This is a genomic window from Alteromonas sp. AWJ4_199 (assembly GCF_056159165.1).
In genome coordinates this window covers 2,406,470-2,419,402 of the sequence record NZ_JBSWUR010000001.1, presented here as the reverse complement: position 1 = coordinate 2,419,402, position 12,933 = coordinate 2,406,470, and the positions used below count along the sequence as shown (strand labels likewise).

The 12,933-nt window shown below is 45.9% G+C and carries 10 protein-coding genes; 5 read left to right on the top strand and 5 right to left on the bottom strand.

What is annotated here, in order from left to right; all coding sequences use genetic code 11:
• The first annotated feature begins 114 nt into the window (after nucleotides 1-114).
• A complete protein-coding gene (fkpA, locus tag ACXAER_RS10595; protein ID WP_118491202.1) occupies nucleotides 115-900 on the top strand; it encodes an FKBP-type peptidyl-prolyl cis-trans isomerase in 786 nt (261 codons plus the stop codon).
• 264 nt (nucleotides 901-1,164) lie between these two features.
• On the opposite strand, the gene ACXAER_RS10590 is transcribed toward fkpA, so the two are convergent.
• The gene (locus ACXAER_RS10590; protein ID WP_474829049.1) at nucleotides 1,165-1,434 is read right to left on the bottom strand and encodes a hypothetical protein; all 270 of its coding nucleotides are present in this window, start codon (nucleotides 1,432-1,434) and stop codon (nucleotides 1,165-1,167) included.
• Nucleotides 1,435-1,608: 174 nt separating this feature from the next.
• Between ACXAER_RS10590 and greB the strand changes: the two genes are divergently transcribed.
• The 3 genes from greB to ACXAER_RS10575 all read left to right on the top strand — a co-directional run bounded on the left by greB (nucleotide 1,609) and on the right by ACXAER_RS10575 (nucleotide 6,851).
• Nucleotides 1,609-2,094 (top strand): transcription elongation factor GreB, encoded by a 486-nt coding sequence (gene greB, locus ACXAER_RS10585; RefSeq protein WP_474829047.1) that lies wholly within the window; start codon nucleotides 1,609-1,611, stop codon nucleotides 2,092-2,094.
• 179 nt (nucleotides 2,095-2,273) lie between these two features.
• A complete protein-coding gene (locus ACXAER_RS10580) occupies nucleotides 2,274-4,634 on the top strand; it encodes a Tex family protein (RefSeq protein WP_474829045.1) in 2,361 nt (786 codons plus the stop codon).
• A gap of 438 nt (nucleotides 4,635-5,072) precedes the next feature.
• The gene (locus tag ACXAER_RS10575; protein ID WP_474829043.1) at nucleotides 5,073-6,851 is read left to right on the top strand and encodes a C1 family peptidase; all 1,779 of its coding nucleotides are present in this window, start codon (nucleotides 5,073-5,075) and stop codon (nucleotides 6,849-6,851) included.
• Between the two features lie 134 nt (nucleotides 6,852-6,985).
• Here ACXAER_RS10575 and ACXAER_RS10570 read toward each other — a convergent pair whose 3' ends face one another.
• The 3 genes from ACXAER_RS10570 to bioH form a co-directional block, all read right to left on the bottom strand.
• Nucleotides 6,986-7,936 (bottom strand): putative metalloprotease CJM1_0395 family protein, encoded by a 951-nt coding sequence (locus ACXAER_RS10570; RefSeq protein ID WP_474829041.1) that lies wholly within the window; start codon nucleotides 7,934-7,936, stop codon nucleotides 6,986-6,988.
• A 14-nt stretch (nucleotides 7,937-7,950) separates the two neighbouring features.
• Nucleotides 7,951-8,268 carry a hypothetical protein gene (locus tag ACXAER_RS10565; protein WP_474829039.1) on the bottom strand — a complete coding sequence of 106 codons (318 nt, stop codon included), beginning with the start codon at nucleotides 8,266-8,268 and terminating at the stop codon, nucleotides 7,951-7,953.
• A gap of 175 nt (nucleotides 8,269-8,443) precedes the next feature.
• Nucleotides 8,444-9,253, bottom strand: coding sequence for a pimeloyl-ACP methyl ester esterase BioH (gene bioH / locus ACXAER_RS10560; RefSeq protein WP_474829037.1), 810 nt, complete (start codon nucleotides 9,251-9,253; stop codon nucleotides 8,444-8,446).
• Nucleotides 9,254-9,351: 98 nt separating this feature from the next.
• On the opposite strand from bioH, the gene ACXAER_RS10555 reads away from it, so the two are divergent.
• Nucleotides 9,352-10,065, top strand: a complete 714-nt coding sequence (locus ACXAER_RS10555) for a ComF family protein (protein WP_474829035.1) — start codon at nucleotides 9,352-9,354, stop codon at nucleotides 10,063-10,065.
• 67 nt (nucleotides 10,066-10,132) lie between these two features.
• Here ACXAER_RS10555 and ACXAER_RS10550 read toward each other — a convergent pair whose 3' ends face one another.
• Complete coding sequence (locus tag ACXAER_RS10550; protein WP_474829033.1) at nucleotides 10,133-12,790, bottom strand: M14 family zinc carboxypeptidase; 2,658 nt, start codon at nucleotides 12,788-12,790, stop codon at nucleotides 10,133-10,135.
• Nucleotides 12,791-12,933: the final 143 nt, after the last annotated feature.

Sequence of the window (12,933 nt, the reverse complement as noted above, 5' to 3'; positions counted from 1 at the left end):
AACGCTAGGTTTAACATAGCATGGATCACGCATCTTTAACTATCGTGCAAACTGCCCTAGATGCAGCAGTATAGACATAGACGCATGATGATAATAATTAATGGAGACGTTTTTATGCAGAAGTCGCTCGTTGCCTTATCTACTATCGCTGCGCTAGGCCTTTTCGCTTGCCAGCCAAACACATCTGATGAGGCCGCTTCTACAAGCGCTGATAGTGCAAAAACAACTGCTGTTGCAGCAGAAGAAATGACAGATACACAAAAGCAAGCTTACGCCATGGGCGCAAGCATGGGTTTGTTTGTTAGCAACCGTGCCGAACAACAAGAGCAGCTGGGTTTAACCCTAGACCAAGATGCGCTACAACAGGGCTTTAAAGACGGCCTAAACGACACCCTTAAGTTTACGCCAGAGCAAATTCAGCAAATCGCTCAACAGGGCGAAGAAGTATTGCGTGCTAAACAACAAGAAATGGCTGAACAAGCTGCTGAGAAAAACATTGAAGCAGGTCTTGCTTACTTAGAAGAAAATGGTAAGAAAGAAGGCGTGACCACAACAGAGTCTGGTCTTCAATACGAAGTACTTGAAGAAGGCGAAGGCGCAAGCCCAGAAGCAACCGACATGGTAAAAGTTCACTACCGTGGTACCTTGCTTGATGGTACAGAGTTCGACTCTTCTTATAAGCGTGGCGAGCCAGCTGAATTTCCACTTAATCGCGTAATCGCGGGTTGGACTGAAGGCGTACAGCTAATGAAAGAAGGCGCGAAATACCGCTTCCACATTCCATCAGAGCTTGCTTATGGCGCACGTTCAACAGGCGCTATTACGCCTAACTCAACGCTAATTTTTGATGTTGAGCTTCTAGAAGTGGTTAAACCTGAAGCCGAAGCGCCAGCTGAATAAGCTAGAGTTTCAGAAAGGAGAAAGCCGACGCTGTGCGTCGGCTTTTTTGTTTTAGTGAGTCAGCGTGATCCTTGCTTACCTTTTCCCTACGAGCTAGTGGATTTTCACCACGCGCGTACCCAAATAGTAATGTGGGTTATTCAATATGCTTGGTGCCTCGAATTACACTTTTAAGCTTAGCTCAAAGTTGAAATATTTCACGGCCCTAACGAAGGTTTTTAGGAACATTTAAACCTTAGAAATGCGGGCTTAAAACTAAAGGTTTTAACGGTTAGGTGCGCGTCGTCTTTCCGTATGGACTTTAAACGTCGCAAAGTGATTGAGCAGTGAGTGCCCTACTTTATACATGGCACACGCTAAGATAAGGTATATCACGGTTCGTACACTATTTAAGCGAACAACTATATCAAGTAAGGCATACAACAATAACAGCGCGCCGCTTAAAAACAGCATAAAACCTATGATAGTGCCGCTGGTTTGAAGCGGATCGCTTCCCGACCTTCGACGGTTCATCACAGGCATTCTGTTACGCATTCATTTCCCCTAATGGTTTGGTCATTATTTATACTACGACACTAAACAAAAGGTTTATGTTCAATAAATATTCAATCTGCCTGTTTTGTCACTTTTTACCTTATCGAAAGATTGCGTTTTGCCTTATTACCCACATAAAGTAGGGGTAACTAGCTGGATTATTTATAGGACATTGTGAAAACACCGCTTATCACTCGAAAAGGCTATTTAAAGCTTAAACAAGAACTGGATTTCTTGTGGCGTGAAGAACGGCCAGAAATCACTCGCAAGGTAACTTGGGCAGCCAGCCTGGGCGATAGAAGCGAGAATGCTGACTACCAGTACAATAAAAAGAAGCTTCGCGAAATTGATCGTCGGGTTCGTTACTTACGCAAATGCTTAGAGAACCTAAAAGTTGTTGATTATGATCCACAGCAAGAAGGAAAAGTGTTCTTTGGTGCTTGGGTTGAAATTGAAAACGAATCGGGCGCAGTTATGGAGCTTCGCTTAGTTGGCTATGATGAAATATTTGGCCGAAAAGACTACATCTCTATTGATTCACCCATGGCCCGTGCTCTACTTGGCAAAGAAGAGGACGATGAGTTTATTGTTAAAACTGATGCGGGTACTAAAGAGTGGTGGATAAACCGTATTTGGTACGACGTAACAGATAAACTTTGAAAAAAAGAGATGGTCTACTTAACTACTCAGTTGTAACACAATGATCAGACGACTTTCCCTACACCGCGGTGATATACTCACCGCTCTTATTTTCACTACGAACGCTGTGTATGTAAGCCTGTCACACACCGTTTATTCGCCATTGCCTAACGCGAACTTTTAGTATCTTAGAGCGACTTATGATTACCAATAAAATTGCAGAAGAGCTTAGCGTTCAACCCTCGCAAGTAACTGCCGCAGTAAAACTTCTCGATGAAGGGGCCACCGTTCCTTTCATTGCCCGATACCGCAAAGAAGTAACCCAAGGTCTTGATGATACGCAACTGCGTAATCTAGAGCAGCGCTTGACCTACTTACGTGAGCTAGAAGAGCGCCGCGACGTTATTCTTAAATCTATTGAAGAGCAGGGCAAACTAACTGACGAACTTAAAAGCAGCATTGCAAGTGCTGACAGCAAAACAACCCTTGAAGACTTGTACTTACCGTATAAGCCTCGCAGGCGTACTAAAGGACAAATTGCAATCGAGGCAGGTTTAGCGCCGCTAGCCGATGCATTATTTGGCAACCCTGATACAGACGCTGAAAGCAAAGCGCAAGAGTTTGTAAATGCAGACAACGGCGTTGCTGATACTAAGGCCGCGCTTGAAGGTGCTCGCTATATCCTTATGGAAAGGTTTGCTGAAGATGCCGCTTTGCTAGCGAAAGTGCGCCATTACCTTACTGAAAATGCTCACGTAAAAAGTACGGTTGTACCAGGTAAAGAGCAAGAAGCAGCTAAGTATAAAGACTATTTTGAACACAGCGAAAAATACAAAAAAGTCCCGTCGCACCGCGCATTGGCCATGTTTAGAGGTCGCAATGAAGGCATGCTTCATATTCAGCTAGATGCCGACCCACAATCAGAAGAAAAGGGACCATCTCATTGCGAGCACATTATCGCAAGCCACTACGATATCATGCACCGCGGTCGTGGCGCTGATGATTTCTTAGCTCAGGTAGTCCAGTGGACGTGGAAAATCAAAATTGGTTTACACATGGAAACTGAGCTGTTCAGCGCCCTTCGAGAGCGTGCTGAAGAAGAAGCCATTGAAGTATTTGCTAAAAACTTAAACGACTTGTTGATGGCTGCACCAGCAGGTGCCAAAACCACTATGGGTCTAGATCCAGGTTTAAGAACTGGCGTTAAGGTAGCGGTAGTAGACAGTACAGGTAAGGTGGTAGCGACGAATACCATATTCCCACACGCACCGCAAAACCAGTGGGATAAGTCTATTCGCACGCTAACAACCTTGTGCAAACAATACAAAGTAGACTTAATCAGCATTGGTAACGGTACAGGTTCTCGTGAAACCGACAAACTTGTTGGTGAAATGCTTAAGAACAACAGCGAACTTACAGCACAGAAAATTATGGTAAGTGAAGCTGGCGCTTCTGTGTATTCAGCGTCTGAGCTTGCCTCGAAAGAACTGCCTGAACTGGATGTTTCAATTCGTGGTGCCGTGTCTATCGCACGCCGCCTGCAAGACCCACTCGCAGAGCTCGTTAAAATTGAGCCTAAAGCTATTGGTGTAGGTCAGTATCAGCACGACGTAAGTCAAAGCCAGTTAGGTAAGTCCCTAGACCGCGTTATTGAGGATTGTGTAAATGCGGTAGGCGTAGACCTAAATACAGCATCGCCAGCCTTGCTAAGCTATGTATCAGGCTTAAACAAAACCTTAGCGCACAACATTGTGAATTTCAGAGACTCCAATGGTGCTTTCCCAGACCGTAAAGCGCTGTTAAAAGTTGAGCGTTTGGGACCTAAAGCCTTTGAGCAAGCGGCAGGTTTCCTTCGCATTGTAAACGGTACCAACCCCCTTGATGCTTCTGCGGTTCACCCCGAAGCATACCCTGTAGTCGATAAAATTGTAGATACCACTGCGGTTGCGGTTAATGACATTATCGGCAATACCGAGCTTCTAAAAAGCCTGTCGCCAGATACCTTTACCAGCGACGCATTTGGTTTGCCAACAGTTAAAGACATTCTAAAAGAGCTGGATAAACCAGGCCGTGACCCTCGTCCTGAATTTAAAACAGCGGCTTTTAAAGAAGGCGTTGAAACTATTAACGACCTGAAGCCAGGTATGATCCTAGAAGGCGTAGTGAGCAATGTAGCTAACTTTGGCGCATTTGTTGACGTGGGCGTGCATCAGGATGGACTGGTACATATCTCTGCATTGACCAACAAGTTTATCTCAGACCCTCGCGAGGTTGTTAAAGCAGGCGATATCGTTAAAGTAAAAGTGCTTGAAGTCGACGTACCGCGCAAGCGTATTTCCTTTACCATGCGCTTAGACGATACACCAAGTCAAAGTAATAATACCGGTGGCAAAACTAGCTCAGGTAAAGGTGCAGGCAGAGCACAAAACAAAGGAACTGGACGTGCAACCCCTAAAGCTAGCCCTCGTTCAAATCAGGGTGGCGGCAATCGCAACAGCCAACCTCAAAATAGCGCTATGGGCAACGCCTTTGCCGATGCATTTGCAAAAGCGAAAAAGTAGATAGTAGCGATTCACAACAATTTAATGTTGCTTATAAAGGGCCTGTCACTGACAGGCCCTTTTTTATCACGCTTTCATTTAGCCTGTCGTTTTTTTCTACATTATTTTGTGGCACATTAGTTTGTGGCGCATAGAAATCCTATATGCCTAAATACTCTTTAGCCAAGAGCGCCAAAATAGAAAATACCGAAACAATGAAGAAGGGTGTGGGTCACCCCGAAACCGAATTTCGTATATTGGTAGCGTTTAGCAAGGCCGTTGACATGCTTTAAGTGCCTTAACGTTTAACGAAGGTAATGTAGCTCATTTGACCTCAGCCTTTTTCCAGGCAGTACTTTCGGACGATCATAATGAGTTAACGGCTACCGACCTTTGATGTACGCACGTTTCATTTAGCTGTACAGCAAAGATCAACTGCCCTCATCAGAGGATGATGTTATGAACTTACCTGTTTCAAAAAGTATGCTGAATGTCAGCGCAGACTATCCCGACCTTCGGGATCGCTACTACCAACCCAACCTTACCCCGCTTAAACCTTTTATCGACCCGCCGGGTAACTTGGGTATATTAGACCAAGGCAAAGACGGCGCTTGTACAGGTTTTGCGTTGGCCGCCACCATAAATTTTATCTATCGCAAGCAAGGCCGAAAACATACCGTGAGCCCATGGATGCTTTATGCCATGGCAAAGCGTCACGATGAATGGTTGGGTGAAGCTTATGATGGCTCTAGCTGCCGCGGCGCTATTAAAGGCTGGTATAACAGCGGAGTTTGCAGCGACTCACTGACGCAAAATATCAATCACAGCAACGAATTTGAAATGACCCTCGCCATAGCTGATAACGCCAGTAATCATAGGCTCGGCGCATACTACCGCCTTGAACGGGAAATTAGCGATTTTCATGCAGCACTTAATGAAGTGGGTGTAATCTTTGTTTCTGCGAGAATTCATGAAGGCTGGAAAGACGCCGCGGGCGACGCAATAAACTTAAGACCAGAACCCATGGGAGGCCATGCGTTCGCCATTGTTGGCTACAATGATGAAGGCTTTTGGATCCAAAACTCGTGGGGTACGGATTGGAAAAAATCAGGGCTAGCGCTTTGGCGATACGATGACTGGGCGTTGAATGTTATGGATGCCTGGGTGGTACAACTCGCTCTTCCTATTTCAGGTACGGGTACCTACCATCAGGCTACGCGCTCTGTTGCACAAGGACTGTTTTCTCGCTCCACACCACGGGTAAGCATTCAAGATCACTTCGTTCATTTTGATGACGGGCACTTTGATACTAAAAGTAAATATTGGAGCAATAAAAACCACGTCGACGCCATTATTGAAAAGCTTTCTGACAGCAATCATCAACATGTAATGCTATACGCGCACGGCGGCTTAAATAGCATTAAAGCCTCGGCTAAACGCATTGCTGCCATGAAAGACACCTTTCTTAAAAATGATGTGTATCCCATTCACTTCATGTATGACACAGGCATGCTTGAAGAACTAAAAGACATTTTAGGCTTCAAGAATGAAGAAATTAGCACCAAAGTTGGGGCATTTACCGACTATACCGACCGCATTTTAGAATGGGCAACACGCAAAGTAGGCGGCGCGCTATGGCGTGAAATGAAATCAGACGCTTGCACGCCTTTTACTCGTACCACGTCCGACGGCACCTACTTTTTAACGAAGTTAGCCGGCTATCTTAAAAACAACCCAAGGATACAGCTTCACGTTGTGGGTCATTCGGCAGGCTCTATTTTTCATGCACACAGTCTATCAAGGTTATTCAAAGTTGATGAAAATATAAAAGTAAAAAGCCTGCATTTAATGGCCCCCGCCATTAGCTACTCTCTATTCAACGAAAAGCTTTCGGAGTTTATTAAGGGAGAACATATCCAGTCGACCACGATTTACAACTTATCCGAAGCGTTGGAAAAAGATGATCACGTGGCGCGTATTTACCAAAAATCATTACTTTATTTAGTATCAAATGCATTTGAGCCTAAACCGGAGATGCCATTATTAGGTATGGCCGTGTTTAATCAGCCGCTGTCTAACGTAACGTTTAAATACAGCGAAGGAAAAGAAGGTGATGCGACGGCAGCCACATCCCACGGTGGATTTGATAGCGACGTAGATACCATGAACTCGGTGCTATCAGATATCACTGGTGGTGCACCTAAATATCCGTTTACGAAGGCAATATTGGATTATTAAGGCTTGCTGATTTGCAGTGACCTTTGCATCAATAAAAAGGCCGTACTCCGAAATTTCCTTGAGCTAGTTCGTGAGTTATCCTCCGTCAATAAAGTGCTGGCGTAACGTGAAGCAGCCAGCGCTAACTTAAGGTATCATGCTTGCAGCGATAAGCCTTCTCTTGACGGAGTATAGGCTTGCAAATAGGCGTTTTGAATACGGCCTATTCTTGTTTGCATGGCGTCAGCCGCATTTGCTTCTAAGCCTTTCGAAGATATAGCGTTTGCGGGGTTAGGCGCTACATCCAACACTTCATCTACCGCCTCTCCTATTCTTGGGCCTGTGTTAATTTCGGACTCAGTGATAGCTTCAATACCTGAAACTGTATCGTCGCCAGCTGTTGAAACCTGCTCTCCCGGAGCTCCCTCTACTGATAGGTTATCAGCTTGTGCTTTGGCAATCTCACTTCGCGCCTCAGTCGCTTTTTGAGAGGCCTCTGCGGCTACTTTTAAGTCTTGCGAAGAAGGCTCAGCTGGCGCGAGCGCTGCGGCGCGCACCTGCTCCATTTTTTGCAGGGTTTCTTCTGGTGTTTTTTCTTCCGAAACATCGATAGACACCTCGCCATCGGTAACATAGCGCTTGTTATCAGGGCCCGTTGTGTATTCATAGCGCGGTGCACCAGCGTACTGCCCACCTGTTGCCGCATGCGCCTGTTCGTGAACTCTTACTTCCTGGTCTCGGGCTTTTAGTTGTTCAATTTCCGTGGCTTCTTGCTTCTCTTGTTGTTCTTGCTGCCTGTCTTTCGCGTCTTGCTTGCCTGCACTCTCGTCCTGCGCATTGTCTTTTTCTTGCCCAAAAACGTTTTGGAAAGCGGCTTGAAGCTCGGTTTGTATTTGAGGGCGTTCGTAGGTGACAGGAGCTGGCGGCTGACCCGGGCTTTTAGCCTTATCAGTTTCAGAACCTAAACCTTTTTGAGAAGCGCCTTGCTGGGAGTCTGACGCTTGGGGAATAGTTTCCCGCTGCACGTTGTCTCTACGGGCAGATTCTGTATTAATGTTCGCCGTGGGATAGGCAATGGCGTTAAGTATCGGTGTAACGAAATTCATCGCAACAGCTCCACTTAAGCCAGTACGTCGATAATAGTACCGAGCATCTCGTCGGCCACGCCCAATACTTTTGCAGAAGCCTGAGCATTACGTTCGTTTACATTAAGCGCAATTAAATCGTCGGTTAAACGGGTAGTGCTAGAAGCTGTGTTAGAAGAAGTGTTGTTTGTTTCGCTGGTAGCCACAGTAGGTTGAGCGGGAGCAATAGCATCTTCAGCCGTCCGCTGAGCAATATTAGCCGCTGCCTGCGATACGCCATCGCTTGCACTTTGTAATCCATATTGAGCCGCTGCAAATGCAGAGCCTACACCTAAACCATCAACACTTGTCATACACTACCTCTAACCTCTCATGTGTAATTATTGACCAACTTTACACAAATGGAAAGGCGTGTATCAGGCACTGCCATTAACTTATTGTTAGCTGGCGACTTTTATTTGGCTGTAACGAAAGAAAAAGCTTCAAACCACCAATTTAGATAGGCTTGAAGCCTGTTGAGGCGTTAGTTCAAGACGCTTTCTGTTGGTAAATACCTGCTGCAAAACGAAATAGAATATCGGCGGTTTGCTGAGGATGAGAAATGAACGGGGCGTGAGAAGCGTGTGGCAGCACTACCGTATCCGCCTGCGGATGCAGTTCGCAAATTCGGTCTATACCGCTTGTAGGCACCAAACTGTCTAATCTGCCATACAATCGTAATGTAGGCGTAGTTATTCGCCCTACATCTTGTCGCATGTCTTCAGTAGAGAGTATTCGTAGCCCTTTTTTAAGCGCTTCCTCTGCAGGTTCTGGAAACTGCGTAACCTGCTCTCTAATTGACTTAATATCTTGCTTTGCAGTTTCACTACCCATAGCCTGAATTGCCAAAAAGCGCTCAAGTGTCTTTTGGTAATTCTTCTCCAGCTGTGTTTCAAACATAGTAAGTAAATCAGCCGCAATACCTGGCCAGCACGGCCCAGCTATAAAACGAGGTGTTGAGGCAATAGTAACCAGTCCATTAAGCTTTTCTGGTGCTAATAAAGCGAGCTTTTGGGCTACCAATCCGCCTAGTGACCATCCAACCAACACGCACTGGTCTGGCAGTTTGTCTACAATAGCCTGGGCAAGGGACTCAACATTGTAAGGTGAAGGCACGATCTCCGCGTTTTCTCCAAACCCAGGAAGATCGATGGTGGTAACGCGAAAATTATCACTAAGGTAAGGAATAAAGGATGTGAACGCGCCGCTGTTCATACCCCACCCGTGAAGAAATACTACATCTACGCCTGTACCCTGAGTACGGGTGACAAGCTCGCCATTTGTATGCAAAATTTCCATTTACACCTCCTTAGGCAGAAACGTGTTTTTGAGAAAACACGAAATGATGAAAATAGGTCGACGTTCGACAATTCAAGGAAGTTGATGGAATCAACACTATGAACCTTTCATGCTTGCTATGTTATCAGGCAAGTCCTACGCCAGTATGTCACTGGTGTGAAGATGACATGTTTTTTTTCGAAGCCTCATTACATGGGAGTAACCTACTTCAATACGGCCCTGTGGCAGGCCACGTTAAGCATAGCCACTACGACGCACTATCCGTGCTTGGTCTACACACATGGCCCATGTCATCGCTGGTTCACCAGTTAAAGTTTACGCATTCGCTGACGGCAGGAAAAGTATTAAGTAACTGGTTTGTCCATAAAAAGCGACAGTGCACTCTATCAGTGCCAGATGTACTGCTTCCGGTTCCAATTAGTGCATGGCGACTTGCAACGCGGCACTATAATCAAGCAACGCTTTTGTGTGAAAGCTTATGCCGCGAATTAGGTATACCCATTAACCAAACGTGGGCTAGCCGCAAAGGCTTTAGTGTGCAGCACCACTTATCCAAGCTAGCCAGAGCAGAGAACGCAAACCGTGTATTTACTTTATCCAAGCAGTGTATCGATGACGAAATAGCAACGGCGCATGGTAATAAAGATGGCAGCGATTTCACCGTGGCGATAGTGGATGACGTGCTTACCACAGGCGTGACCGTAAACACACTAAGTAAAAGACTTAAGCAGCGCTACCCAAAGATAAAGATTCAAGTGTGGGCAGCGGTATTCACGCCGCCACCTAAAAGCAGCTTATTGCTAAAGGCGTAAGGCTTAAAAAAGGAATATAGAAAAATGCGCTGTTAGGCGCGGCATGCACCGCGCCTCATAAACTGATTTAACGGATAAAATGTGACTGGTAAATTGCATTAGCTAGCATTTTGTTCGTGCCGTACCAGTAGCCTCTAAATTGCGTATTGTCGGTAAAACCAATGACCACACCACGCCCCATCTTCTGAGTCGTCACCGCAGTTGATTCAGCCATTAACGCAACCATTCTTTTATCACTAAACCCTGCCACAAGGGGCTCGTCAGTGTAGCGTGCTGGTGTGACAAACGGCGAGCTGCTTGCTTCCACGATCATATTGTTCGTTTTAAACATAGGTAGCGTGTCATCGCTGTAGCCATAAAAAAGTGGATGCGTATTATCAATATCTGCTTCAAATACAGCGCCCGCCACCAACTTTCTGGCATAGAGCGATGAGCCGTCTTCGTAGCTTAAATCGCTTTCATCGAAAGCGTTATCAATGGTTTCTCTGCTGACAATATCCGCATCTAGCCACTTGTGTTTGGCGAAGTAACGCAGTGCAGATTTTTGGCCTACAATCACGCCACCGGCTTTCACCCAGTCTTCAATTCTCGCTCTGTCGTCCTCTGTAAAGCGATAGCGACCGCTTGGAAATAGAATGTGAGTGTATGAGGTGCTAGGGTCATCAAGCGCACCTAATAGGTGTTGTTGCTCTACAATACTTGCAGACAAGCCGACTTTTGTATCGAAGTAGTGCCACATTTCCCCCACTTCGTATTCACTCGTCCCTTCACCCCCTACAATTAATACCTGCGGTAAGCCAACTGGCGCCATACTCCGGCTACCTAAATCATTACCTGTCGGCGTTAACCCACTACGCAAGCTAAACACAGGTACCTGAAGTTGTTGCTGCGCTTCGCTCAAAATGGCTACTAAGTTTTCAGGCTGCCCCAAACCTTTAGGCACCACGATACTACCGGGCTTAAGGTCGACACTTTCGCCATCGTATTTAATAGCGGAAAACGCTTTTTCACTGCTTCGCACTTTCACACCGGCTTCCAGTAAAGCTTGAAGCATGGCGGGCGCGTAATAATGCTGCCATGAAAACGCGTAGGCATAAGCGTTTTCATGGATATTATTAAGTGTTGCTTGTGCTAGAGCAGAGTTGTCACTTAGCGCAAGGCTTCGCACATCGCCTTTGTCTAAGGGCGTGTAGTCCAAGTTAAACGCCAACGCTAAATTCCACGTTGAAACATCATAAAAGGTGTTATTTTCAAATGATGTTTGCGTAGAAAAAATTGACTTTACTAGGCGGTATTGAGGTTGATTAGTAGGGATAAATATTGCCTTCCCAGCCTTGTAGCTAATCTTGTTCACGTCGAAGTTCTTTGTAAGCACTTCATATTCAATGTGATGCTGCTCAAGTAATGCGATAAACGCATTAAAACGAGCGGTATCATTCGATGCACTTACCACAAATCCAGCCTGGGCATCTTGCTTAGCCAAAGACTGCGTACTCTTCACAAAGCCCGATTGGTAATCAAGGATTGCAGCCTTATTTTCCAATGCGCCCCTAAAGGTACTAAGAGACGTGGTAATTTGGTTCGCTATGGTGTCTTTAAAAGCAAGCTTGCCGTTTATAGAGTCTTGGAGGTGCCCCCGTGAACTGGCCTGTTCAAACAGAATACCCACGCTACCGTGTAAATCCGGGTAGGTAGACCCTTTACCAGCGTAGAAATCGTCGAATGCTTCTTCGGTGAAATACAGCTCGCCTTGTTCATCAAATGCAGCCGCGTGATAATTCGCAAGCGCTTCGGTTAAGGTGACGTTCTCGTCTGGCGTTAAAGGGTTTTTGCGCGAGCGCACACCAGGCTGGAAAAAATAGGTGCTGTCTGTCCCCATCTCATGAAAATCGGTGAGGATATGTGGGCGCCATTTGTGAAACTGTTTAATACGCGCCTGCGACTCAGGATGCGCCAGCAATAGCCAGTCGCGATTTAAATCGAACCAGTAGTGATTTGTTCTGCCTGACGGCCACCCCTCGTCATGTTCACGGTGGCGGCTGTCAGAAACTAACTGCTTGCCTTTGTGCATATTTGCCCACTGAGCAAAACGAGAGAGACCATCGGGGTTGAAAGATGGATCAAACAGCACAATATTGTTGTTCAACAAGGCATCAATTTCTTCACCTTGAGCGGCGGCTAAGTAATAAGCCAGCGCTAGCGAAGCATTGGTACCAGAAGGCTCGTTACCGTGAATACTGTAGCCCATGTAAAAAATCAGAGGAGCGTCGTTACCTACTTTTTTGCCACTTTTCATGGCATCAATGTGCTGCTGCCTCATGGCTTCAATGTTGTTTCTGTTTGACGGCGCAGTGATAGTCATGAGTAAAAGCGAGCGATTTTCGTGGGTACGGCCAGTTTCCTCGATGGTAATGCGGTCAGATTTCTCGGCAAGCAGCTGCATATAATTTACGACTTGGTCGTGACGTACGTGCCACTCACCAATGTTGGCACCAAGTACAGATTCAGGCGTAGGAATAGCTGGGTTGTAGGATACTGTATCAGGTAAGTATGCTGTAACTGGCTGCCCGCCTGTATCAGGGGTAATAGTAACCACTGATGATAAGGCTGGCTGTGCCAATACTTGCTGGCTGGTCGTAGCCCCAAGGCCGATAGTGCCAAGCGCCAACAAAAAAGCGAGTGATAAAGGGTTCTTTTTGGCGGAGTTTTTTAGCTTCGCTAACATAGCGCTTCCCGTCTTGTTGTTATGGTTGAGAGTAATAGCGGTGTACGTCACTCTCAACAAATTCGATTCACTGGAATTATTTATTTAATTAATACCTGACTGTTTTACTCAGGTAAATTTGATACAATAATCTAAATTTTCAA